Here is a 22,946-nt window from a genome sequence, read left to right as displayed (position 1 = left end):
GGCCACCCCCTCCGCACCGCCGTGCCCGCGCTCAGCTCAGCTCAGCAGCAGCTTCCCGATCCGCCGCGAGGCGATGTACAGCCCGCCCGCCGCCAGTACGGCGAGGAACCCGGCGTGGCCGATCATGGTCGGGTCCAGGACCCCCACGGACAGCCCCCGGGCCAGCTCGATGCCGTGGTACAGCGGCGACAGCTCCACCAGCCAGCGCAGCGACGCCGGATACACCGACATCGGGTAGAAGGTCGTGGAGAACAGGAACATCGGCATCACCACGGCATGGATGTAGTCGAACTGCGAGGACGACCTCAGCAGCGTCGCGCACACCATGCCGATCGCCGCGAACGCGGTCGCGATCAGCAGCGCCGTGGGGATCAGCAGCAGCGCCCACGGGGAGGTGGCCAGCCCCATCGCGGCCATCACCCCGAGGAACGCCGTCGCGTAGAGCCCGCTGCGCAGCACCGCCCAGGAGATCTCCCCGATCGCCACGTCGAGCGTGCCCATGGGGGTGGCCAGCACCGCGTCGTAGAGCCGGTCGAAGCGCAGCTTGTAGAAGATGCTCAGCGTCTCGTAGACCGCGCCGTTCATCGCGGAGGCCACCAGGAGCGCCGGGGCGACGAACGCCACATAGCTCATGGGGCGGCCGTCCGGGCCGGTCACCTCGCCGATCAGCGAGCTGAAGCCGACCCGGAACGCCAGCAGGTAGAACAGCGGCTCGAACACCCCGGACACCAGCACCAGCCAGGCCCGGGAGTACAGCAGCACACTGCGCTCGACGAGCCGGAAGGACAGCCCGGAGTAGGTGCTGGAGGGCAGGATCCGCAGCAGCGGGCCGCCGCGTCCGCCCCGCCCGTCGGGGGCCGGGCGAATACCGGGGGTACCGGCCGCCGGGGTCGGGATGGCGGTGGTCGGCTCGGTCATGTCAGATCACCAGCCTGCGGTAGAAGCTCCGGCGGCCGAGCAGCGCGCCGGTGACCAGCATGGCCAGCAGGAACAGCGTGTGCCCCAGGGTCGGCCAGAGTGCCGGGTGGCCGAGGGTGACCGAGCGGACCAGCTCGTTGCCGTGCCAGATCGGGGAGATCCAGACCAGGGGCAGGCACGCCCGGGGCAGCCGGTCGACCGGGAAGAAGGTGCCGGCGAAGAGCGTCATCGGCAGCACCACGAACCGGTTGAGGGCGACAAAGGCGTGCCCCTCCCCGCGGGTGACGGCCGCGAAGGCCATGACCGGCGCGGCACAGGCCGTCCCGGCGAACACCGCCAGCGGCAGCGCCAGCAGCACCCCGGGTCCGGTCCAGGCCCCGAAGAGGGCGGCGGCCAGGCCGTAGAGGACCGCGGAGATCGCAAGGCGCAGGACGATCCACAGCAGTTGCGCCCCGTACAGCTGCTGGGGCGTGATGGGGGTCGCGACGACCGCGACGTAGTCCTGCTTCCACTTGAAGCCGGACAGGATCGGGTGGCCCGCCTCGTTCACCGCGGTCGCGACGATGCCGCTGACCAGCAGGGTCGGCGCGATGTACTGGAGATAGCTGTGGCCGCAGAGGAAGGAGCCGTCCTTGACCTGGGAGCCGAGGCCGAGGCCCATCGCGCTGAGGAACAGGAGCGGCTGGAGACCGGAGGAGTACAGGTTGGCGCGCCAGTAGCGCCGGTACCAGGACCACTGGACCTCCAGGCGCAGCGCCATGGCCCGCCAGGGGCCGACCACGGTGCCGGTCGCCGGGGCGGCCGGGGCAAGGGTCTGCTGGGGGGTGTCGGTGGCCATCTCAGTCCACCAGGGTCCGGCCGGTCAGCCGCAGGAAGACGTCCTCCAGGCTGGAGCGGCGCACCAGGCTGGACAGCGGGTGCACATCGCGCTCGGCGACCCGGGCCGCCGTCGCGTCGGCGTTCTTGGTGTAGAGCAGCAGCCGGTCGGGCAGCACCTCCACCCGCTCGGCGAGGTCCTCCACGGCGGACACGAACCCGGTCTGGGTGCCGGGGTGGAAGCGCAGCTCCAGCACCTCCCGGGTGGAGTACTGCTCGATCAGCGCGGCGGGGGAGCCCTCCGCGACGATCCGGCCCCCGTCCATCACCACCAGCCGGTCGCACAGCTGCTCGGCCTCGTCCATGTAGTGCGTGGTGAGGATGAGCGTCACACCGCTCTGCTTCAGCCGGAACAGCCGCTCCCACAGCAGATGGCGGGCCTGCGGGTCCAGTCCGGTGGTCGGCTCGTCGAGGAGCAGCACCTCGGGGTCGTTGACCAGGCCCCGGGCGATGGCCAGCCGCCGCTTCATACCGCCGGACAGCGGCTGCACCTCGTCGTCGGCGCGGTCGGAGAGCCGGGCGAACTCCATCAGCTCCACGGCCTTCTCGCGCACATGCGTCCGGGACAGCCCGAAGTACCGGCCGTAGGTCTGGAGGTTCTGCCGGACGGTCAGCTCCATGTCCAGGTTGTCGGTCTGCGGGACGGTGCCGATCCGGGCCCGGACCGCCGGACCGTGCGTCTCCGGGTCCATGCCGAGCACCCGCAGGGAGCCCCCGGTGCGGGGCGAGGTGCAGGCGATCATGCGCATGGTGGAGGATTTGCCCGCCCCGTTCGGACCGAGCAGGCCGAATGCCTCCCCGCGGGCCACCTCGAAATCGATGCCGCGCACCGCCTCGAACGAGCCGAACTGCTTTTTCAGGCCTCTGGCCGAAACGACCGCGGTATCGCCGGTATCCTCGAAGCCCGCCCCGGTCCTGCTCACAAGCCCACCTCCCCCATCTTTCATTGGCCGTTCGGAATCCTATGAGGCCGGAGGAGCGGCCCGCAAGATTCTCCACCCCTGAGAACGGCCTCCGTGGACAGTACTTGACATTCCGTCACATCTGCTGCGGGGAAGTCGCGGCCGAGCCTTGCCGCACCTTCGGGCCGGTGTTAGCGTGACCACCGTGAATGCAATGGACCAGCACAACTCCGCCGTGGATACGGGATATTTCGTCGAGGTGTCCATTCCGGGAATGGAACTCTGGCCGGAGTTGCGAAACCGCGCCCGAAGTCTCCGTGAGCACGGCGTCCGCGTCCTCTTCCTCTGCGCCGCCGAGTTCGCCTCGGTCTACGAGGAGTGCGCCGACGAAGTGGCCGTCTGCGCCGACGTCTTCTCCGAGGACGCCGTGGTGGAGGCGCTGAGTCCCTACCGCGGCAGGCTCGACCGGTTCTCGATCATCAACGACAAGATCTGGCCCGTGCAGTTGGGCGCCGCACGCCGCCTCGGCATGGACTTCCCCGGCTTCGAGGGGCAGCTGAACTGCCGTATCAAGCCCCGGCTGCGCGAGGTGCTGGGCGGCACGCTGCCGCTGCGCACCGAGGTGTTCAAGGCCGCGGACCTGACCCCCGAGAGCGCCGCCGCGGTGGTCGAGCGGCTCGGCGTGCCTTTTGTGATCAAGCCGGTCTGGGGCACCGCGAGCGCCTTCGTGGAGATCGTGCAGGACCCGGAGCGCGCCTACGACGAGCTGGCCGAGACCTTCGAGAGTCTGCGCGAGGGCCATCCGCACGACCGCTTCGACGACGGGACCCGGGTGTGGGACCCGCGGAGCGAGGTGCTGCTCGAATCGTTCATCGGCGAGGGCCGCGAGCTGTCGTTCGAGGCATTCATGCAGAGCGGCCGGCTGGTGTCGCTGCTGATCCAGGAGAAGCTGCTCTGGGCCCAGGAGGGCGGCTTCCGGCTGGAGACGGCCAATGTCTGCCCGACGCCGTTCGTGTCGGCCGAGGAGGAGGAGCGCATCCGCGTGATCCTCCAGGACGCGCTGCGCAAGCTCGGGGTGGACGACACCTTCGTCCACATCGAGCTGAAGTGGGACGGCGAGCAGGTCTCGATCATCGAGGTGAACCCGCGGATCGGCGGCGGCAGCGTGGCCAAGACCCTGATGGCCTGGCTCGATGTCGACGTCCGGGACATGGGGCGCAAGCTCCAGATGGGCGAGCCGCTGCCGCACACGTACCCGCGCGCCAAGGAGGGCTTCCTGCTCGGGGTCTTCGTCAACGCCGAGGAGTCCGGGATCTTCAAGGAGTTCACCGGTCTCGACTGGGTGCACGCCCAGCCGGAGTTCGATTTCGAGCAGATGTATCTGGAGCCGGGGCAGCGGGTGCCGGGGCGCAACGAGTCCAAGGCCACCCGTGAGGGCTGGATGTACACCTACGACGCCTTCTACCACTGCACGGACGTCGAGCGGATCCAGGAGCTGCACGAGGAGACCCGGAAGCGCGTCAAACTGGCGTTCGAATAGAGCGCAGGGGTAGAGCGCGGGGGTAGGCGCAGGGCAGGGCCGGGCTCCCGGCCGTCCCGCGGCACGGATCCGAGGGCCATCGTCGAGTGAGAGACTGGTGGCCCGAAGACCGTTCCGACCGCGGGGTCGGCCAGAAAGGAGCCCGGTCGTGTCCAGTGCGCGGACCATTCGCCAGTTCGAGCAGCGTATGGCCGAGGTCCTCCGGATCCGACCGGCCGAGGTCAAGGAGGTCTTCCGGGGCGCCCGTCCCACCTCGATCCGCGTCAACCGGCTGCTCGACGAGGAGACCTACCAGGACACGCTGCGGACCGTCCGGGAGAAGGCGCCCAAGGCCTTCCCGGTCGACTGGTGCGAGCACACCTTCCTCTGGCCGGAGAACGACGGCTTCGAGGACATCCTCGCCATGGCCCACCAGGGCCGGGTCTACCTCCAGAACGCCTCCAGCCTCATCCCGCCCGTCGCGCTGGCGCCCCGCCCGGGCGACGATCTGCTGGACGTGGCCGCGGCCCCCGGCGGCAAGGCCTTCCATCTCGCCGCGCGGGTCGGCAACGACTGCCGGCTGTGGCTCAACGACGGCGCCGCCCCCCGTGCCCGCAAGATGGGGGAGCTGGCCGAGGTGTACGGGGTGCGCTACGCGGAGCTGACCACGCACCCCGCGCAGTACATCGACAAGTCGGTGCCCGCCGAGTCCTTCGACCGCATCCTGCTGGACGTCCAGTGCTCCGGCGAGGGGCGTGTCGACCTGCGTCGCCCCGCCTCCCTGAAGTTCTGGTCCGAGGAGCGCATCGAGAAGTACAAGTTCCTCCAGACCAAGATGATCACGGCCGCCTACAAGCTGCTGCGGCCCGGCGGGGTCATGGTGTACTCCACCTGCACCCTCAGCCCCGAGGAGAACGAGTTCCCGGTCAGCAAGAACCTGGAGCGGCACAAGGACCTCACCGTGGAGCCCCTGGACTTCTCCGAGCCCTCCTTCCTGCCCGGCGTCACCTCCTGGCGGGGCATGAAGTTCGACGAGCGCCTCAAGAACGCCGTCCGGGTGGCGCCCACCGAGACCTTCGAGGGCTTCTTCGTCGCCCGCCTCGCCAAGGCGCCGGCCGGGAACGCGTAGCCACCGGGCCCGTGCGGGCCCCCGCTCCCGGACCGGCGGCCCGCACTCAGTCCGCCAACGGCACGGTGTCCGCGGCCACCTTCCGCTCGGCGAGGTCCAGCGCGCGGCCCGTGCCCTGCTCGTCGTCGGCCACCGCGATCAGCGCCGCGAGCCGCGGAATCGGCTGCTTCGGCGGCAGCAGCAGCCGCGTCCCGGGCGGGGCCAGCACCGCGGTGTGCACGATGCCGGGCACCGCGGCGGCCTCGTCGAGACCGACCTCCCGCACCTCGCAGTCCCGCGCGGGATAGACGAAGCGCACCTCCGCCGTACGGCCCGGCCCCTCCCCGGCCGCCCCGGGAATCCGGGGCGCCCGGCCGCTCGCGATCTCCGCGGCGGCCCGCACCAGGTCCACCCCGGTGGCCATCCGGCTGATCAGAGGGATCAGATCACCGCCGAGCCGCGCGTTCAGCTCCACCAGCCGGGGCCCGGCCGGGGTGAGCCGGACCTCCGCGTGGGTGACACCGAAGTCGACCCCGAGCACCCGGTGCGCGGCCTCCACCAGCTCCACCGCCTCCGGCGGCAGCGACTGCGGGGTCACCGCCGTCACCAGATGGCCGACCTCCTCGAAGTACGGCGCGAAACCGAGCCGTTTGCGCGCCACATGCACACACCGGACCTCGCCGTCGAAGACAACGCTGTCCACACTGATCTCGGGGCCGTCCAGATACTCCTCGACGAGGATGCCCTCCCCGGCGGGCAGCGTGGCGTACGCCGCCCCGGACGCCAGCTCGAACGCCGCCCGGACCGCCGCCTCGTCCCCGGCCCGCACCACCCCGATGCTCCCGGCCAGCGAGCGCGGCTTCACCACCACCGGAAGGCCGAACTCCGCGGCCGTGCGCGCCGCCTCGTCCGCGGACCGCACCAGCCGGTGCCGGGGCGAGGGCAGCCCCGCCCCGGCCATCAGCGACCGCGTCAGATACTTGTCCCGGCACCGGGCCACCGCGGCGGGCGACATATGCGTCAGCCCCAGCTTCGCGGCTGCCTCGGCGGTGGCCTCAAGGACCAGTTCGTCCCAGGTGAAGACGGCGTTCTGCCCGTCCGGACCGGCCAGTTCGGACACCGCGGCGGCGATCGCGCCCGGGTCCGTGCAGTCGGCCACCCGGTGATCCGCCAGATATCGGGACTGCCAGCTGGGAGGCGACGGCAGCACCGCCGTCACCTCGTACTCCGCGACGAGCGAGGCGAAGGAGTACTCCCGGTAGGGCTGTCCTCCGCTTCCCACGACCGTCAGCCGCGGCCTGAGTCCTGTCACAGCGTGTCTCCCCTCGGTGGTGCCGTGCGGTGGTGCCGGTGCGGTGGGGGAGCGGCCTCGGCGCCGTGCGGCGGCGCTCACGGGTGTACGGCGGCGCCGAGGAGCACCCGGCCGTCCTCCCCCCGTACGTGATCGACACGGGTCCCACGATCCACCAAGAACGCCACCGACGCCACGGCCGCAGGTGAGAGCCACCCCGCCGGGGTCCCGACGTCCCGCAACACCGTTCCGTCGCCGAGGAGTTCGGGGCGGCCGGGGTAGGCGGTCAGCCGTGCCCCGCCGGTCCGGCGGCTCACCCCGATGTCCGTGGGCGGCACCCGCAGCCCGTCCCCGGTGGCCTTGAGAACGGCCTCCTTGTACGTCCACCACCGCACCAGCATTCCGGGCCGCGCCTCCTCGGGCGCCGCACCCACCTCCGCCCGCTCCTCCGGCCGCAGCGCCCGTTCGAGCGCCAACCGCCGCCGCGTGGGCGGCCCGCCGGACGGCGCCTCCGCCGCGTCCGGACCGGCCTCCGCGTCCAGACCGACCACCGCGCCCCTGCTCACCGCGACGGCGACGGCCTCTCCCGCGTACGACACCGAGACATGCAGCGGCCCCTGCCCCTCGATCCGGGGACGGCCGTGCGGCAGGGCGCAGTCGGGGCACTCCCGCACCACCGGCACATCCCGCGCGGCACACCCCAGCTCCCGCGCGACGGCCAGCCGCAGCAGCGCCGCGGACACGCTGAAGCGGCGCCGGTCCGCCGCCCGCGCGTACCGTTCGCGGCGCACCGCCTCGGCGGGCCCCAGCAGGGCATCCAGCTCCGGCCGGTGGTCACCGGACCCGGCCCACCACACCCGGCAGGCCACGGCAGCGGTCATCCGACCCGCTGCGCGGCGGCGTCCAGCGCGGTCCGCACATCCCGTACGACCTCGGTGAGCAGCGGAGCGGGGTCGGCGACGAAGTAGAAGTGGCCCCCGTCGAACAGCCGGGTGCCGAGAAAGGCGGCGGACTGCCCCGCCCACGCGGCCAGTTGCTCCGTCGGTACGGCGGAGTCCTCCCGTGCGCCGAACACCGAGAGCGGCACCCGCAGCTCCCGCCCCGCGGCCGAGCGCCAGGTCTCCACCAGCCGCAGATCGGCCCGGATCAGCGGGCTGAAGATCCCCCACAGGGCCGGATTCTCCAGCAGCTGCGCGGGGGTTCCGCCCAGAGCGGCGACATGGCGGCGCAGCCCCTCGTCGTCGAGGGTGTGCCGGACGGCGGTGAGCGGGGTGCCGGGCGCCCGGCAGGCGGAGACACCGACCCAGACGGGCGGCACCCGCCCCTCCGCGACCAGCCTCCGGGTCAGCTCATAGGCGACGATGCCGCCCATGCTGTGCCCGAAGAAGGCGTAGGGGACCTCCGGTTCGTCCGGCACGACGTCGAGGAAGTGCGCGAGCAGGGCGTCGAGATCGTCGATCGGCCGCTGCCCCATGAGGGTCCCGTGCCCGGGCGCGTCGAGCGCCCGCAGCTCCCACCCGTCCGGAAGCAGCCGCCGCCAGGGCTGGAACACACTGCTCGACCCCCCGGCATGATGAAATCCGAACAGCCGGACCTCGCCGGTGCCACGCGCCACGGTGCCGCTCAAGGTGTTCCTTCCGCCCTCGTCCAGTGCCCCGCCGCCGCCGGAACCGACAACGCCGTCCTCCGCAAAATACGTCAACGGAGCCCCGGACGCGGTGAGTTGCGTCACGGTCGCAGGAACGAACGGCGCCCCCTCCGCGCACCACCCCTCAGTCCCCTCAGTCCACCACCCGCAGCAGCAGCACCGCCCGGGCGGGCACCGTCGTCGTGGTGCCCGCGCGGTGCAGGGTTCCCGGCGGGCGGGCCTGGTCCTCCCGGGAGGTGTCCACGACCAGTTCGTAGCGGTCCGCCCAGGGCGCTCCCGGCAGCACGAAGTCCACCGGCCCCTGCCCCGCGTGCAGGACCGCGAGGAAGCTGTCGTCCACGACCGGCGCCCCCCGCCCGTCCCGGCCCGGTATGTCGCGGCCCGAGAGATACAGGCCGAGGGTGGCCGCGGGCGCGTACCAGTCGCCTTCCGTCATCTCCTCCCCGCGCGCCGTGAACCACGCCAGGTCCCGCAGCCCGTCCGCCGAATGGGCCCGCCCGGAGAAGAACGCCCGGCGGCGCAGCACCGGGTGGCGGTGGCGCAGCGCGATCAGCCGCGCGGCCAGTTCGAACAGCTCCCGCCACTCCGGGTCGTCCTTCAGGCTCCAGTCCACCCAGCCCAGCTCGTTGTCCTGGCAGTAGGCGTTGTTGTTGCCGTGCTGGGTGCGGCCCATCTCGTCGCCCGCCACCAGCATCGGCACCCCCGTCGACAGCAGCAGGGTGGTGAGCAGGTTCCGCAGCTGCCGTCGGCGCAGCGCCCGTACCCGCCCGTCCTCCGTCCCGCCCTCGGCGCCGCAGTTCCAGGACCGGTTGTCGTCGGAGCCGTCCCGGTTGTCCTCGCCGTTGGCCTCGTTGTGCTTGCGCCCGTAGGACACCAGGTCGCGCAGGGTGAAACCGTCGTGCGCGGTCACGAAGTTGACCGAGGCGTACGGGCGGCGGCCGCCCCAGGCGTAGAGGTCGCTGGAGCCCGACAGCCGGTAGCCGAGGTCGCGCACGTCCGGCAGCGCACCGCGCCAGAAGTCCCGTACGGCATTGCGGTAGTGGTCGTTCCACTCCGTCCACAGCGGGGGGAACGCGCCGACCTGGTAGCCGCCCGCGCCCACGTCCCAGGGTTCCGCGATCAACTTCACCCGGCGCAGCACCGGGTCCTGGGCGATCACCGCCAGAAACGGGGAGAGCATGTCCACGTCGTGCATGGACCGCGCCAGCGCCGCCGCCAGATCGAAGCGGAAGCCGTCCACCCCCATCTCCGTCACCCAGTACCTGAGGGAGTCGGTGATCAGCCGCAGCACCTGCGGCTGCACCACATGCAGGGTGTTGCCGCAGCCGGTGTAGTCCGCGTAGCCGCGCCCCCCGGCCCCGAGCCGGTAGTAGCCGCGGTTGTCGATGCCCTTCAGGGACAGGGTCGGACCCCGCTCGCCCGCCTCCGCCGTGTGGTTGTAGACCACGTCGAGGAGCACCTCGATCCCGGCCGCGTGCAGCGCCCGCACCATCCGCTTGAACTCGCCGACCTGCTGGCCGGTGGTGCCGGTGGAGGCGTAGGCCGCGTGCGGGGCGAAGTAGCCGATCGAGTTGTAGCCCCAGTAGTTCGTCAGGCCCCGCCGCAGCAGATGGTCCTCGTGGGCGAACTGGTGCACGGGCAGCAGCTCCACCGCGGTCACCCCGAGCCGCACCAGATGCTCGATCGCCGCCGGGTGCGCCAGACCCGCGTAGGTGCCGCGCAGTTCGGGCGGGATGCCCGGGTGCAGCCGGGTGAAGCCGCGGACGTGCAGCTCGTAGATCACCGAGTCCGCCCAGGGGGTCTTCGGGCGGCGGTCGTCCGACCAGTCGTCGTCATCGTGCACCACCACGCCCTTGGGCACGTACGGAGCCGAGTCCCGGTCGTCGCGCACGGTGTCCGCGACCCGCTGGTCCGGCCAGTCCCGCACATGCCCGTACACCTCCGGCGGCAGCGTGAAGTCCCCGTCCACCGCCCGCGCGTACGGGTCCAGGAGCAGCTTCGCCGGATTCCAGCGCGCCCCCGTCCACGGGTCCCAGCGGCCGTGCACCCGGAAGCCGTATCGCTGCCCGGGCAGCACACCGGGCACAAAGCCGTGCCAGATCTCATGGGTCAGCTCGGTGAGCGCGACCCGCGTCTCACGGCTCTGGGCCCCCCGCCCGTCGAACAGGCACAGCTCCACCCCCTCCGCACCCCCCGCCCACAGCGCGAAGTTGGTGCCCGCGGCCCCGTCCGGGCCCGTGCGGAAGCGCGCCCCGAGGGGGGTGGGCGCACCCGGCCACACCGGCACGGACGGCACCCGGCGGCGCCTGCCGTTGAGCACGGCGGCCGGGCGTGCGGACCGTTCCCCGTCCGCCCGCTCCTTCTGCACTGCCTCCTGCTCGGCTGCGCTCGACACGTTCGGCCTCCCGCGGCTCGTCGGGGCGACACGGGGGAAAGGGCGCGCGGCAACCCGCCCTTTCCCGGCCTCCACGCCCCTGCGGCCCACGGGCGCGGCCTCCCGTCGCGTCGTCCTCCCCACTGTTCTGCCCAGAGCGTGGCTCGCACTCACGTTTCCCCGGGGGACCTGGGTCGTTGGGCCCGGCGTGATGCACGTACAGACGCACGCGCGGCGCGCCGGAGCCGCCCTGGCTGCCGCTCTGACCTGGGCGGTCCTGCTGACCGGCTGCACCTCCCACGGATTCGACGAGATGCTCGGCAAGCCGCCCGGGCCCCGGGACCTGATCCGGGTCTCACCCGACGACGGCAGCCGGGCCGTGGGCGCCGGACGGCGGCTGCGGGTGCGGGTGTCCGACGGCCGCCTGGAGTCGGTGACCGTCGTCAGGTCCCAGGACGCGCAGGACTCCCCGGTCCGGGGCCACCTTTCCGCCGACGGCCGGGTCTGGCAGCCCGACGACGACCGCCTCTCCCTAGCCGCCCGCTACACCGTCGACGCGGTGGCCCACGACGGCCGCGGCCGCCGCTCCGCCCGGCACGCCGCCTTCACCACCTTCGTGCCCGGCCACCGGTTCATCGGGTACGTGACCCCCGAGAACCGCTCGGTCGTGGGCACCGGGATGATCGTGTCCCTCCAGTTCAACCGGCGGATCGAGGACCGGGCCGCGGTCGAGCGCGCGATCCGGGTGACCGCGCGGCCCGCGGTGCAGATCCGTCCGCACTGGTTCGGCGGGGACCGCCTCGACTTCCGGCCCCGGGCGTACTGGCGGCCCGGCACCAGGGTCACCGTCGCCCTGCGGCTGCGGGACGTGGAGGGCGCGCCCGGCGTCTACGGCCTCCAGTACAAGACGTTCTCCTTCACCGTCGGCCGCAGTCAGGTCTCGCTGGTCGACGCGGCCGCGCACACCATGCAGGTCCGGCGCGACGGGAAGCTGATCGCCACCCTGCCGATCACCGCGGGCGCGCCCCGCACCACCACCTACAACGGCAGGATGGTGGTGATGGAGATGCTGGAGGTCACCCGGATGAACGGCGAGACCGTCGGCTTCGGCGGCGAGTACGACATCCCCGACGTCCCGCACGCCCTGCGGCTGACCGACTCCGGCACCTTCGTGCACGGCAACTACTGGGCGCCGAACGCCCCCGGGCACACCAATGTCAGCCATGGCTGTGTGGGCCTCAGGGACGTCAAGGGCGGCGGCCCGGACACCCCCGCGGGCTGGTTCTTCGACCGCAGTCTCATCGGCGACGTGGTCGAGGTGGTGCACAGCGACGACCGGACGGTCGCTCCCGACAACGGCCTCGGCGGCTGGAACATGAGCTGGGCCCGGTGGACGGCGGGCAGCGCGGTGCGGTAGCCCCCCTCGCAGATCGCGGGGGTTCGCGGGGGTGTGCGCCCGGCTGCCCCCGATGCCCCCGCGCGCGCCCGAAGTTGGGACTGAACGGTGACCATCGCGGGGAGTCATCAGGGCGGGCCGTGTGATTGATTTGCGCCAGGCGCGCGCGGGGCACGGGCAGGCCCGGGTCCGGGACGCGGCGACTTTCGGGGTGTGCGGGCCCGGCCGGGCCGTGCGAGGGGAGAACGAACGTGAACGGGCGACCGATATCGGGGGCGTCGGTTGGAGCGCGGGCGGCGGGGGCGCGGCGGGGCCGTACGGGCCTGACGGCTCTGGCGTCCCTTGTCTGCGGGACCCTCCTGCTGACCGCCACCGCGTGCGGCGGGGGAGGGACGTCGGGGCCGGGGACCGGCGGCGGCAAGGGCGCGGGCGCGGGCAAGCCGTCGGCGGCCGTCGTGACCATAGCCCCCGGGAACGGCGCCAGGGCCGTGGACACCGCGGGCGCCCTGCGGGTGACGTCCGTGCAGGGCCGGCTGACCGAGGTCCGGGTCGAGGACGGCAAGGGCCGCGCGGTCGCCGGGGCGATATCCGGCGCGGGCACCTCCTGGACGCCCGCCGCCCCGCTGGCCACCGCCACGACCTACCGGGTGCACGCCGTCGCGAAGGACTCCGCGGGCCGTGCCGCCACCCGGGACTCCTCCTTCACCACCCTCACCCCGAAGAGCACCTTCGTCGGCGTCTACCAGCCCGACGACGGCACCACCGTCGGTGTCGGCATGCCCTTCTCGGTCCGCTTCTCCCGCGGCATCACCCACCCCGCGGACGTCGAGAAGGCCATCGCCGTCACGACTCGGCCGGCCGTCGAGGTCCGCGGCCACTGGTTCGGCAACGACCGCCTCGACTTCCGCCCCGAGCACTACTGGAAGCCGGGCACCGAGGTCACCGTGAAACTCGCCCTGGACGGCGTCGAGGGCCGCCCCGGCGTCTACGGCAAGCAGACCAGGACCGTGCGTTTCACCATCGGCCGCAGCCAGGTCTCCACCGTCGACGCCAAGACCCACACCATGACCGTCCGGCGGGACGGCAAGGTGGTCAGGACCCTTGGCATCACCACCGGCAAGCCGGGCTACGACACCTGGAACGGCCAGATGGTCATCAGCGAGCGCCTGGCGGTGACCCGGATGAACGGCGAGACCGTCGGCTACGGCGGCGAGTACGACATCAAGGACGTCCCGCACGCCCAGCGCCTGACCGACTCCGGCACCTTCATCCACGGCAACTACTGGGGCGGCGACGCCTTCGGCAACTACAACGCGAGCCACGGCTGCGTCGGACTGCGCGATGTGCGCGGCGGCTCCGACCCGTCCGCACCGGCCGCCTGGTTCTACGACCACTCGATGACCGGTGACGTGGTCGTGGTGAAGAACTCCCACGAGCGGACGGTCGATCCCGGCAACGGGCTCAACGGCTGGAACCTGCCCTGGGCCGACTGGAGCAAGTAGCCCCCGGGGCCCTCGCCGAGGCGGGCCCGGTGCACCGCGGTGAGCGGGAGCGCCGGGCCCGCCCGCGTGAGCGGCCGTTAGCCTGGCGGGCATGACTGTGCATCTCGAAGTAGCCGAGGGCGTGGGCACCCTGCGTCTTGACCGGCCGCCGATGAACGCGCTGAACGTCGCCACCCAGGACCGGATCAGGGAACTCGCCGAGGAGGCCGGGCGCCGCGAGGACGTGCGCGCCGTGGTCCTGTACGGCGGGGAGAAGGTGTTCGCGGCGGGCGCGGACATCAAGGAGATGCAGGACCTGGACCACGCGGACATGGTGCTGCGGGCCCGCGCCCTCCAGGACTGCTTCACCGCCGTGGCCCGCATCCCCAAGCCGGTCGTCGCCGCCGTCACCGGTTATGCCCTGGGCGGCGGCTGCGAGCTGGCGCTCTGCGCGGACTACCGGATCGCCGCCGAGGACGCGAAGCTGGGGCAGCCGGAGATCCTGCTCGGCCTGATCCCGGGAGCGGGCGGCACCCAGCGGCTGGCGCGGCTGGTCGGCCCGTCCAGGGCCAAGGACCTCATCTTCACCGGGCGGATGGTGAAGGCCGGGGAGGCGCTGTCGCTCGGCCTGGTCGACCGGGTGGTGCCCGCCGGGCAGGTGTACGCCGAGGCGCACGGCTGGGCCGCCCGGCTCGCCCAGGGCCCGGCGATCGCGCTGCGCGCCGCGAAGGAGTCCGTCGACGCGGGTCTCGACGCGGGGATCGAGACCGGTCTCGCGGTGGAACGCAGCTGGTTCGCGAGCCTGTTCGCGACGGAGGACCGCGAGCGCGGCATGCGCAGCTTCGTGGAGGAGGGCCCCGGCAAGGCGAAGTTCGTCTGAGCGGCCGGGCGCATCCCGCCCAAGTGGCGCCCGTCCACACGAAGTTGACCGGCATCCCACCTGGACATCCACCGGAAGGGCGGATTATGACAGCCTTAAGGCAACCTTAAGGCTGTCCCGTCACCCATCAGTGGTGCCCGCCCACAACAGGAACGTTCCCGCAGCTCAGTCCGGGTGTACCCGGGTCCCGTATGCGCTTGGCATATGTCAACCGGACGACGGGGACCGGGTGGCCCCCGGTGCCGCGTTCCCCCGTAACGCCTCCCGGCGGCCTCACGGGCGGTCATGATGGCCTCATGGCGGGGCTGGAGGGTATGGAACATCCGCGGCGGCAGGCGAGCGCGACCGCGGCACGCTGGTCGCCTGCGATCGAGGACGAACAGGCGTTCAAAGCACTGGAGTTGTACGGCAACCCCGCCGAGGCGGAGGTCCTGCTGCCGTCCCGCCCGGAATCCGCGGCCCGCGCGCGCCGCCTCGCCCAGATCGTGATCCTGCGCCACTGGGGGCTCTCCCCGCGGATGGCCGAGGACACGGTGCTGCTCGTCTCCGAGCTGGTGGGCAACGCCGTGCAGCACACCGGGGCGCGGTCCTTCGGGTTACGGATGCACCGGCGCCGGGGCTGGGTCCGGGTCGAGGTCCGCGACCCCTCCCGGGGGCTGCCCTGCCTGCTTCCGGTGCAGGACCTGGACATCAGCGGCCGGGGCCTCTTCCTCGTCGACCGGCTCGCCGACCGCTGGGGGGTCGATCTGCTGCCGCGCGGCAAGACGACCTGGTTCGAGATGCGAGCCGCCGACCGCTGACCGCGCCCCCTCGACGGGGCCGTGCCCTTCCGGCGGGTCCCGCTCCCTCGGCGGGGCCACGCGGTCCGTACAGCGGGACCGCGCGGGCCGTACGGCGGGATCGCATGGCGCGTACGGCGGAAGCCCCGGCCGTCCGGCGGCCGGGGCCTCCTGCGGTGGCACGGCACGGATTTGGGGTGTGGGCCGCGCCACCCGCGACGAACCGGTGCCCGGGTCAATGGGTGGCTGTCACAGGGTCGACTATCGCAGACGGGGAGGGCGGTCCCGCAACGGGTTTTCGGCGGGCGAGCCGCGCCCGGGCGGAACACCTGGGCGGTTTCGTCCGATCATGTGCCGGTGCGACCCACCCGTCCGCCAAGCGGGGCAATCGCCGCTTTGGGCACGGTCTGGCCCTTAAATGGGGAGAGTGATCACGCCCGTTCCTCCCCCTCCGCCGGACCCGGCGGACCCCGCACGCCCGTTGCCCGGCCGCCGCGCCGCGCTGCGTGCGGGCGCGGGGCTCGCCTTCGGCGCCCTGACCGCCGCCTGCGCCCCGGGCCCCACCGCCGTCCACCCGTCGTTCTCCGTCACCGCCGCCGCGGGCAGCCCCTCGTCCGGGGACACCATCCGGGGGCCCGCGCCGCGCGCCTTCCCGGGTCAGCCCGGCCAGATCTCGAACGGCCCGCGCGACCGCCCCCGGGTGGCGCTCACCTTCCACGGACAGGGCGACCCCGGCACCGCCGCGGCGATCCTCGACACCGCCGAGCACGCGAAGGCGAAGATCACGGTGCTGGTGGTGGGCACCTGGCTGGACGAACACCCCGGGATGGCCCGCCGGATCCTGCGGGGCGGTCACGACCTCGGCAACCACACCGAGCACCATCTGACCATCAACAGCATGTCCGAGGCCGACGCCCGGGCCGAGATCCAGGAGTGCGCGGACCGGCTGCGGCGCCTCACCGGGTCCATCGGCACCTGGTTCCGCCCCTCCCGCGCCCCACGGGCGAGCCCGCTCGTGGAACGGCTGGCCCATGAGATCGGCTACCCGCACGTCCTGTCGTACGACGTCGACTCGCTCGACTACACCTCCCCGGGCGCCCCGGCCGTCACCCGCAAGGTCACCGACGAGATCCGCAAGGGATCGGTGGTGAGCATGCACTTCGGCTACGCGGACACGGTCGTCGCCCTGCCCGACATCCTCCATGAACTCGACCGCCGCGGCCTCGCCGCGGTGACCACCACGGAGCTGCTGAGCTGATGCACCTCTCGCCCGTCACGCGCGTACTGATCGCCGGCGCCGCCCTTGCCGCGCTCGCCGGCTGCACCGGCGGATCCTCCCACAAGGACGAGGCCCTCGCCTCCAAGGTCCCCGTCGACCGGTCCCGGCAGCAGAGCGCCGTACGGGTCCTGCCGGGCATGCCGCCGGTGCTCGAACCGAACGACATCTACTCCGCCGACCGGCCGGGACGGCTCTCGGAGACGGTCAAGGACTTCCCGTCCCGGGTCTACGTCCCCAACACCAACTCCGACACCGTGACCGTCATCGACCCGGCGACGTACAAGGTCATCGACACCTTCCGGGTCGGCCGCCAGCCCCAGCACGTGGTGCCGTCCTGGGATCTGAAGACCCTCTGGGTCAACAACGACCTGGGCAACTCCCTCACCCCCATCGACCCGAAGACCGGCAAGCCCGGCAAGTCCGTCGCCGTGCACGACCCGTACAACCTGTACTTCACCCCGGACGGCAAGTACGCGATCGTGATGGCCTCCATGGACCGCCAGCTGGTGTTCCGTGACGCGCACACCATGAAGGTGGTCAAGACCGTCCCGGTGAGCTGCTACGGCGTCAATCACGCGGACTTCTCGGTGGACGGCCGCTACTTCATCGTCTCCTGCGAGTTCAGCGGTGAGCTGCTCAAGGTCGACACCGCCAAGATGGAGGTGATCGGCCAGCAGAAGCTGGCGTTCCGCGGGGCCATGCCGCAGGACGTCAAGATCTCCCCGGACGGAAGGAAGTTCTACATCGCCGACATGGTGGCCGACGGACTGTGGATCCTCGACGGCGACACCTTTGCCAAGCCGACCTTCCTCGCCACCGGCAAGGGCGCGCACGGACTCTACGTCAGCCGCGACTCCCGCGAGATGTACGTCTCCAACCGCGGCGAGGGCACCATCTCCGTCTTCGACTTCCCCAAGAACAAGCTGACCGCCAAGTGGCGGCTGCCCGGCGGCGGCAGCCCCGACATGGGCGGGGTCTCCACGGACGGCACGGTGCTGTGGCTGTCCGGCCGGTACAACTCCGTGGTCTACGCCATCGACACCCGCACCGGGAAGCAGCTGGCCCGGATCAAGGTGGGCAGCGGCCCGCACGGCCTCGCCGTCTTCCCCCAGCCGGGCCGCTACTCGCTGGGGCACACGGGCGTCTACCGCTGACGCTCCGGGCCGCCGCCCCTGGCCGCCCGGACGGCCGCGGCACGGGAAGCGCGTCCGGACCGTTAATCTGACCTCCGTCAGTAGGACGGCCGTACGGCGGCAAAGGCACCAAGAAGGGGCGGATCGGTGGCGGACATCGAGGAAGCACGCAAGCAGTTCGAGCGGATCGATGCGGACGGTGACGGTTTCATCACCGCCGCCGAGTTCAAGTCGGCCCTGGCCCAGGGAGGCGACTGGAACGTCACCGACACGGTGGCCGAGGCCGTGATCAGGTCCCGTGACCTCAACGGCGACAAGGTCCTGTCGTTCGACGAGTTCTGGACGTACCTGAGCAAGTGAGGTGTCCGGGCGCGCGGAGCGCCCACATCGCGTACGAAGGCGTCCGCCCTCCTCGGAGGCGGGCGCCTTCGCGCTGTCGCGGGCGCCGACGGGAGCCCGCGGCCGGAGGGAGCCACGGGAACCACCCGTCCGGCCCCGGGCAGGAATAGCCCGGCCCCCGTGGAGGTTGCCGTTGCCCAAGGATGTATGCACGAGCATCTACCCCTGAAGGGCGAGGCGAGTCATGAAGATCGGCATCATCGGCGCGGGCAACATCGGCGGCAATCTCACCCGGCGGCTCACCGCACTCGGGCACGACGTCTCCGTGGCCAACTCCCGCGGTCCGCACACCCTCACCGCGCTGGCCGAGGAGACGGGTGCGACACCCGTACCGGTCGGGGAGGCGGCCCGCGGCGCCGAGGTCGTGGTGGTCACGGTCCCGCTGAAGGCCGTACCGGAGCTGCCCCAGGGCCTGCTGGACGGCGCGGCCGAGGGCGTCGCGGTGATCGACACCGGCAACTACTACCCCAGGGAGCGCGACGGCAGGATCCCCGGGATCGAGGACGAGGGCCTCACCGAGAGCCGCTGGACCGAACGGCACCTCGGCCACCCCGTGATCAAGGCGTTCAACGGCACCTACGCCCAGGACATCCTGGACCGCGGCCGCCCGGCGGGCGACCCCGGGCGGATGGCGCTCCCGGTCGCGGGTGACGACGAGGCGGCGAAGCGCACCGTACGGGCCCTGATCGACGAACTGGGCTTCGACACGGTCGACTCGGGCGGCATCGACGACTCCTGGCGCCAGCAGCCCGCCACCCCGGTCTACGGCCTCCAGGCGGGCGCCGACGCCGTCACCAAGGCCCTGGCGCAGGCATCGCCGGAGCGCACCCCGGAGTTCCGCGGCTAAGGGCCTCTCGTGTGGATCGGGCCGGGCTCGCGGGCCCTGGCACCGCGCCCTGATCCGGCCCGATCCAAACGAAAGACCCTGGCGACGACGCCGACGGTGGTACGGCCCCGGCGGCCGCTCGCACGTGAGTGGCCGCCGGGTCGGGGGCGCGGTCAGGAACCCGCGGCCCACTGCTTGAGGGCGGTCTTGGTGGTGAAGTTGGCGACGTCCTTGTCCACCGGGTCCGAGGTGTACTGGTGGAAGCGCCACGCCGCCTGGATGCGGGGCTTGCCCGCCGTCACATAGTCGGCGATCCACAGGCCGTCCCCGGCGTAGGACGTGGTGTCGACGTTGAGCCAGAAGGCGCGGTTGGTGTACAGGACGACGCGGTTGGCCGGCCTCAGGCTCTTCACCTGGCGGATGAAGCTGTCCTTCTCGGCGTTGCTCGCACGGGTGCCGTCGCCGGTGGTCTCCCAGTCCACGGCCAGTATGTCGCCCGCCTGTTCCGGCGCCTTACTGACGAAGTACTGGGCCTGGGCCGCGAGATCGCCGGGCCACAGGAAGTGGTAGAAACCGACCACGCAACCGGCATCGCGGGCGGTCTTGGTCTGGGCGGTGAGCTTGGGGTTCACATACGAATGCCCCTCCGTCGCCTTGATGAAGACGAAGGAGAGGCCACTCGTGTCGTAGGCGGAGGACTGGTAGGCGCTGACATCTATTCCTTGCAGCATGGGGGGCTCCCTGAAGTACTCGTGGGGGACAGGGATCGCTGCGTGGTTCTCCCTGATACAGGTGCTATGCCCGCTCTGCGAGGATGTCAGCCTCGAACAACCGTCGATCAGCCTCGAACAGTCACCGAACCGAGAACGGAAGGTGACTTCGTCGACCAGTCGGAGGTGATCACACTGGCGTGGTGCGCCGCCAACAGTGCGAGCCGCGCCGCGACTTCGGCGTCCGTAGGGCTGGTGGACGAGATCGCCGGGGCGACGCCCGCCGCGTCCGTCATGATGAGGAAGTAGTGATTGGTGTCGTACCAGGCCGTGTCGTAGCCGTTGTTGAGATAGGCCGCCGCGTCCCCGTCGAAGAACACGAACCAGGGGCGGATCGAGGCGTCGTAGCGGCTGGTGCGCGGATCCCCGTTCGCCGCGCCGAGCACGGCAGGGAAGGCCTCGGCCGCACCGATCCTGCCCGCCGCGTACAGATCGCGCAGATGGTCGCCGTACTCCTCGTCGGTCCAGTAGTGGTCGAACGGGTTGGCCTGCTCCACCGTGCCGGGGATCAGCTCGAAGAGGAACTTGCCCCGCAGGGAGTCGCGGGAGGGCCAGGCGTTGGCCTTCGACGCCGCGTCCAGCGAGGAGTACGTCCCGCCCAGCAGGTCGGCGGGCCGGTAGACGCTGCTGCCGAGCTTCTGCGACACCAGGGTGTCGAACTCGTCCGGACCCATGCCCCCCTTGTCGTTGAAGCCGACCTTCATCTCGACCTTGAACACGATCGGGGGGTGGTCGGGGTGGAGCTGGTTCCAGGCCGCGATGTTGTCCAGGCAGCTGCCGAGATCCTGGTTGCGGCTCTTGCTGTACAGGTCGCCCGGGGTCTTGGCGGCCTCGCAGTTGTTGTCGTTGCCGAGCGGGTTGCTGTGGCTGACCCGCCACCGGTGGGTCAGGCTGTCCACGTAGACGTCCAGTTCGAGGAGCGAGGCACCGGAGTCCAACGCCTGGGCGAAGTAGGTGTACTTGGCCTTGTCGTACGCGTTGTGGGTGCCGATCGCCGTCGTCCCGGACAGCGCGGGCGACGCTGCTTCGGCGTGCGCAGGTACCACCGCCAGCAGGGCGGCGGCACCCACGAGCGCCGCCAGCCGTCTCACTGTGCGCATATCCCAACTCCCTCTTGTCGGCACCGAGTTGGCGGCAGCGTAGAGGGAAGGGGTTACCGCGGGGTAGCCCCGGGGGCAACATCAGTCGCGGCCCGTCGGCCCCCGGCGCCACACCGGGCCCCCGTTGTGCACAGCACCGCTGCCCGCCCGCAGGGCGCCCGCGCGCCGGGACCCCGGGCGCGCCCCTTCGGTGGCCTGCGGCGCAGGGGGTGTCCAGATGCTGTACAGGCCGACCCTGTTCCAGTAAAGCCGCAGCTCAATGGCCATCTCCCGCTCCTGTACCGCCCTTTCGGCCCGCGGTGCGAGTCGTCAGATCTCCCTCTGATCCCCGGGCGGCGGCCATCTCGCGTTCATGGGGCGGACGCCGAAGGACGGCTTCCTGTGAGCGAAGTTATCTAGACAACTTTGCTCACCCGGTGCCGTCACCGCGGCCCCGGGGCGGAGAGGACCCAACACCGTGTCATCCCTCTCACAGGCCGCCGCGTCCGGGAGCAGCATCGCGCTGGGCTCCACGACGCCCCCGCAGCGCGGCGACAGACTGGCCTTCACCTGGGCGACCGACGCCCCCGACCCCAAGAACTGGATCGGCGTCTACCCCGCCGACCGGCAGCCCGCCACCGGCAGCAGCTCCCTGGTGTGGAGCTATGTGCCCGGCACCACCGGGCAGACCACCCTGGACACCTCCGGCCTCGGCGGCGGCCCCTACATCGCCTATCTGCTGGCCAAGGACGGCTACACCGTGCTCGCCAGGACCGAGCCGTTCAGCTTCGCGGGCGCCCCCGTCGCCGACTCCCTCACCCTGACCGGCGCCGCCCCGCACGAGGGGGACAGGCTCTCCTTCCACTGGACGACGAACACACCCGACGCCAAGAACTGGATCGGCCTCTACGACGGCGACCGGCAGCCCGGCCACGGCTCCGCCCTCGCCTGGCAGTACACCCCCGCCGCCACCGGCGACATCACCCTGGACACCGCGGGCCTCACCGGCGGCCCGTACACCGCCTATCTGCTGGCCAAGGACGGCTACGGCATCCTCGCCAGGACACAGCCGCTCAGCTTCGCGGTGCGCCCGGTGATCCCCCGCCCGCACGCCGCCGTGGACGCCCTCACCACCGCACCGCAGACCCCGGGCACGGAGGTCGCGGTGCCGTTGGGCGGCCTGTGGATCCGGCCCGAGGGCAACGCCGCGGGCAGCGCGTCCTTCACCCGCGCCGGGGGCGACTCCTGGCTGTCGGTGACCGCGGACGGCACCGTGTCCGGTACGGTCCCGCACCTCGCGCCCCGGCGCCCCGGCCGGATCACGGTCGCCGTCACCGACAGCGCCACCGGCACCGACACCGTCACCGTCCAGGTGCCCGTCCGGTCCGCCCGGGACCGGCTGCGGCTGAAGACCGCTTCCCTGAACCTCTGGGACGCGGGCGCCCACACGGACGGCTTCCTGGAGAAGCAGCTGCGGCTCGTGCTCACCCAGGGCCTGGACGTGGTGGCGCTCCAGGAGTGCGGCGACCACGGGGCCGAGAACCTCGCCGCGGCGCTCGGCTGGGACGCCCATCAGGCCGACGGCCTCGGCATCGTCAGCCGTTACCCGCTCAGCGACACCGTCGCGCCCGCCGCGGCGCTCCCGGCCGCCGCGGCGACCCTGCACCTGCCCGGCGGCCGCACGGTGCGGATCTGGACGGTCCAGCTGGACGAGGCCGACTACGGCCCCTACGCGGTGCTGGCCGGACGGACGCCCGCACAGGCCGAGGCGGCCGAGCGGGGGACCAGGCGCTACGCGCAGACGCAGGCGCTGGTGGCCGCCCTGCGACCGGACCTCGCCTCCCGCACGCCCCTGGTGCTGGCGGGCGGACTCGCCTCGCCCTCCCACCTCGACTGGACGAACCGCACGGCCGCCGCGCACGGGGGAGTGGGCCGGGTCCGCTGGCCGGTCACCGAGGCCCTGGAGAAGGCGGGCCTGGTCGACGCCTACCGTGCCGCCCACCCCAGTCCGGCGAAGACGCCCGGCATCACCTGGTCCCCCGTCAGGCCGCGGCACGACGGCGGCGGCGCGGAACCCCAGGACCGGATCGACCAGGTGCAGTACGCGGGACGGCTGAAGGTGCTGGAGGCCCACAGCCTGTGCACCGGCTGGCCCCGCCCGGTGCCGGACACCGCCGCCAACGGCTGGCCCTCCGACCACGCGGCCGCCGTCGTCACCTTCTCCCTGGCCGCCCGCGGCTGACCCCGGGACCTGCGAGCCCTCCGCATGAGCCCCCGAACGACCCGAA

General features: G+C 72.1%; 21 protein-coding genes. 11 read left to right on the top strand and 10 right to left on the bottom strand.

The window, feature by feature from the left end; genetic code table 11:
• Positions 1 to 36: 36 nt before the first annotated feature.
• From ACIHAA_RS17665 to ACIHAA_RS17655, 3 genes are read right to left on the bottom strand one after another with little or no spacing between them, the layout of a single operon-like run.
• Entirely contained in the window at positions 37 to 918 is an 882-nt protein-coding gene (locus ACIHAA_RS17665; protein ID WP_399817997.1) for an ABC transporter permease, read from the bottom strand.
• 1 nt (position 919) lies between these two features.
• Positions 920 to 1,756, bottom strand: a complete 837-nt coding sequence (locus ACIHAA_RS17660; RefSeq protein WP_399817995.1) for an ABC transporter permease — start codon at positions 1,754 to 1,756, stop codon at positions 920 to 922.
• Position 1,757: 1 nt separating this feature from the next.
• Positions 1,758 to 2,717 (bottom strand): ABC transporter ATP-binding protein, encoded by a 960-nt coding sequence (locus ACIHAA_RS17655; RefSeq protein WP_399817993.1) that lies wholly within the window; start codon positions 2,715 to 2,717, stop codon positions 1,758 to 1,760.
• Positions 2,718 to 2,910: 193 nt separating this feature from the next.
• Between ACIHAA_RS17655 and ACIHAA_RS17650 the strand changes: the two genes are divergently transcribed.
• Positions 2,911 to 4,236 carry an acetyl-CoA carboxylase biotin carboxylase subunit family protein gene (locus ACIHAA_RS17650; RefSeq protein WP_399817991.1) on the top strand — a complete coding sequence of 442 codons (1,326 nt, stop codon included), beginning with the start codon at positions 2,911 to 2,913 and terminating at the stop codon, positions 4,234 to 4,236.
• A gap of 148 nt (positions 4,237 to 4,384) precedes the next feature.
• Positions 4,385 to 5,344 carry a hypothetical protein gene (locus ACIHAA_RS17645; RefSeq protein ID WP_399817989.1) on the top strand — a complete coding sequence of 320 codons (960 nt, stop codon included), beginning with the start codon at positions 4,385 to 4,387 and terminating at the stop codon, positions 5,342 to 5,344.
• Between the two features lie 46 nt (positions 5,345 to 5,390).
• Here ACIHAA_RS17645 and ACIHAA_RS17640 read toward each other — a convergent pair whose 3' ends face one another.
• The 4 genes from ACIHAA_RS17640 to glgX form a co-directional block, all read right to left on the bottom strand.
• Complete coding sequence (locus ACIHAA_RS17640) at positions 5,391 to 6,635, bottom strand: ATP-grasp domain-containing protein (RefSeq protein WP_399817987.1); 1,245 nt, start codon at positions 6,633 to 6,635, stop codon at positions 5,391 to 5,393.
• 77 nt (positions 6,636 to 6,712) lie between these two features.
• Positions 6,713 to 7,495 carry a 4'-phosphopantetheinyl transferase family protein gene (locus tag ACIHAA_RS17635; protein WP_399817985.1) on the bottom strand — a complete coding sequence of 261 codons (783 nt, stop codon included), beginning with the start codon at positions 7,493 to 7,495 and terminating at the stop codon, positions 6,713 to 6,715.
• Positions 7,492 to 8,241: a thioesterase II family protein gene (locus ACIHAA_RS17630; protein ID WP_399817983.1), complete on the bottom strand. Its 750-nt coding sequence runs from the start codon at positions 8,239 to 8,241 to the stop codon at positions 7,492 to 7,494. The genes ACIHAA_RS17635 and ACIHAA_RS17630 overlap by 4 nt, the downstream gene beginning before the upstream one ends.
• A gap of 154 nt (positions 8,242 to 8,395) precedes the next feature.
• Positions 8,396 to 10,657, bottom strand: coding sequence for a glycogen debranching protein GlgX (glgX, locus tag ACIHAA_RS17625; RefSeq protein ID WP_399817981.1), 2,262 nt, complete (start codon positions 10,655 to 10,657; stop codon positions 8,396 to 8,398).
• A 190-nt stretch (positions 10,658 to 10,847) separates the two neighbouring features.
• Here glgX and ACIHAA_RS17620 point away from each other — a divergent pair, with 190 nt between their 5' ends.
• From ACIHAA_RS17620 to ACIHAA_RS17585, 8 genes are all read left to right on the top strand, one after another.
• Positions 10,848 to 12,053: an Ig-like domain-containing protein gene (locus ACIHAA_RS17620; RefSeq protein ID WP_399817979.1), complete on the top strand. Its 1,206-nt coding sequence runs from the start codon at positions 10,848 to 10,850 to the stop codon at positions 12,051 to 12,053.
• A gap of 230 nt (positions 12,054 to 12,283) precedes the next feature.
• Complete coding sequence (locus ACIHAA_RS17615; protein WP_399817978.1) at positions 12,284 to 13,534, top strand: Ig-like domain-containing protein; 1,251 nt, start codon at positions 12,284 to 12,286, stop codon at positions 13,532 to 13,534.
• A gap of 91 nt (positions 13,535 to 13,625) precedes the next feature.
• Complete coding sequence (locus tag ACIHAA_RS17610) at positions 13,626 to 14,393, top strand: enoyl-CoA hydratase/isomerase family protein (RefSeq protein ID WP_399817976.1); 768 nt, start codon at positions 13,626 to 13,628, stop codon at positions 14,391 to 14,393.
• Positions 14,394 to 14,584: 191 nt separating this feature from the next.
• Complete coding sequence (locus ACIHAA_RS17605; RefSeq protein WP_399817974.1) at positions 14,585 to 15,193, top strand: ATP-binding protein; 609 nt, start codon at positions 14,585 to 14,587, stop codon at positions 15,191 to 15,193.
• A gap of 397 nt (positions 15,194 to 15,590) precedes the next feature.
• Positions 15,591 to 16,430: a polysaccharide deacetylase family protein gene (locus tag ACIHAA_RS17600; protein WP_399817973.1), complete on the top strand. Its 840-nt coding sequence runs from the start codon at positions 15,591 to 15,593 to the stop codon at positions 16,428 to 16,430.
• Positions 16,430 to 17,605 (top strand): hypothetical protein, encoded by a 1,176-nt coding sequence (locus ACIHAA_RS17595; protein ID WP_399817971.1) that lies wholly within the window; start codon positions 16,430 to 16,432, stop codon positions 17,603 to 17,605. Before ACIHAA_RS17600 ends, ACIHAA_RS17595 begins: the two co-directional genes overlap by 1 nt.
• A 126-nt stretch (positions 17,606 to 17,731) precedes the next feature.
• On the top strand, positions 17,732 to 17,944 hold the full coding sequence (locus tag ACIHAA_RS17590) for an EF-hand domain-containing protein (protein ID WP_399817969.1): 213 nt from the start codon (positions 17,732 to 17,734) through the stop codon (positions 17,942 to 17,944).
• Between the two features lie 223 nt (positions 17,945 to 18,167).
• Entirely contained in the window at positions 18,168 to 18,830 is a 663-nt protein-coding gene (locus ACIHAA_RS17585; protein ID WP_399817966.1) for an NADPH-dependent F420 reductase, read from the top strand.
• Between the two features lie 152 nt (positions 18,831 to 18,982).
• On the opposite strand, the gene ACIHAA_RS17580 is transcribed toward ACIHAA_RS17585, so the two are convergent.
• The 3 genes from ACIHAA_RS17580 to ACIHAA_RS17570 form a co-directional block, all read right to left on the bottom strand.
• On the bottom strand, positions 18,983 to 19,540 hold the full coding sequence (locus ACIHAA_RS17580) for a glycoside hydrolase family 25 protein (protein WP_399817964.1): 558 nt from the start codon (positions 19,538 to 19,540) through the stop codon (positions 18,983 to 18,985).
• A 107-nt stretch (positions 19,541 to 19,647) separates the two neighbouring features.
• A complete protein-coding gene (locus ACIHAA_RS17575) occupies positions 19,648 to 20,679 on the bottom strand; it encodes a phosphatidylinositol-specific phospholipase C domain-containing protein (RefSeq protein WP_399817962.1) in 1,032 nt (343 codons plus the stop codon).
• An 81-nt stretch (positions 20,680 to 20,760) separates the two neighbouring features.
• On the bottom strand, positions 20,761 to 20,946 hold the full coding sequence (locus ACIHAA_RS17570) for a hypothetical protein (RefSeq protein WP_399817960.1): 186 nt from the start codon (positions 20,944 to 20,946) through the stop codon (positions 20,761 to 20,763).
• A 190-nt stretch (positions 20,947 to 21,136) separates the two neighbouring features.
• On the opposite strand from ACIHAA_RS17570, the gene ACIHAA_RS17565 reads away from it, so the two are divergent.
• A complete protein-coding gene (locus tag ACIHAA_RS17565) occupies positions 21,137 to 22,900 on the top strand; it encodes an endonuclease/exonuclease/phosphatase family protein (protein ID WP_399817958.1) in 1,764 nt (587 codons plus the stop codon).
• The last annotated feature ends 46 nt before the right edge of the window (positions 22,901 to 22,946 follow it).

Origin of the sequence: Streptomyces sp. NPDC052040, from assembly GCF_044548405.1 — a bacterium.
GTDB lineage: Bacteria > Actinomycetota > Actinomycetes > Streptomycetales > Streptomycetaceae > Streptomyces.
The sequence above is the reverse complement of the archived record's forward strand: the minus strand, read 5'-3'. Positions and strand labels throughout refer to the sequence as shown.

Excerpts from the sequence above, each read along its gene's own strand:
- ACIHAA_RS17595 (WP_399817971.1), top strand. The coding sequence starts at position 16,430 with ATGCACCTCTCGCCCGTCACGCGCGTACTGATCGCCGGCGCCGCCCTT.
- ACIHAA_RS17650 (WP_399817991.1), top strand. The coding sequence starts at position 2,911 with ATGGACCAGCACAACTCCGCCGTGGATACGGGATATTTCGTCGAGGTG.
- ACIHAA_RS17660 (WP_399817995.1), bottom strand. The coding sequence starts at position 1,756 with ATGGCCACCGACACCCCCCAGCAGACCCTTGCCCCGGCCGCCCCGGCG.
- ACIHAA_RS17570 (WP_399817960.1), bottom strand. The coding sequence starts at position 20,946 with ATGGCCATTGAGCTGCGGCTTTACTGGAACAGGGTCGGCCTGTACAGC.
- ACIHAA_RS17575 (WP_399817962.1), bottom strand. The coding sequence starts at position 20,679 with ATGCGCACAGTGAGACGGCTGGCGGCGCTCGTGGGTGCCGCCGCCCTG.
- ACIHAA_RS17620 (WP_399817979.1), top strand. The coding sequence starts at position 10,848 with ATGCACGTACAGACGCACGCGCGGCGCGCCGGAGCCGCCCTGGCTGCC.
- ACIHAA_RS17600 (WP_399817973.1), top strand. The coding sequence starts at position 15,591 with ATGGGGAGAGTGATCACGCCCGTTCCTCCCCCTCCGCCGGACCCGGCG.
- ACIHAA_RS17580 (WP_399817964.1), bottom strand. The coding sequence starts at position 19,540 with ATGCTGCAAGGAATAGATGTCAGCGCCTACCAGTCCTCCGCCTACGAC.
- ACIHAA_RS17635 (WP_399817985.1), bottom strand. The coding sequence starts at position 7,495 with ATGACCGCTGCCGTGGCCTGCCGGGTGTGGTGGGCCGGGTCCGGTGAC.
- ACIHAA_RS17665 (WP_399817997.1), bottom strand. The coding sequence starts at position 918 with ATGACCGAGCCGACCACCGCCATCCCGACCCCGGCGGCCGGTACCCCC.
- ACIHAA_RS17605 (WP_399817974.1), top strand. The coding sequence starts at position 14,585 with ATGCGCTTGGCATATGTCAACCGGACGACGGGGACCGGGTGGCCCCCG.
- ACIHAA_RS17610 (WP_399817976.1), top strand. The coding sequence starts at position 13,626 with ATGACTGTGCATCTCGAAGTAGCCGAGGGCGTGGGCACCCTGCGTCTT.
- ACIHAA_RS17585 (WP_399817966.1), top strand. The coding sequence starts at position 18,168 with ATGAAGATCGGCATCATCGGCGCGGGCAACATCGGCGGCAATCTCACC.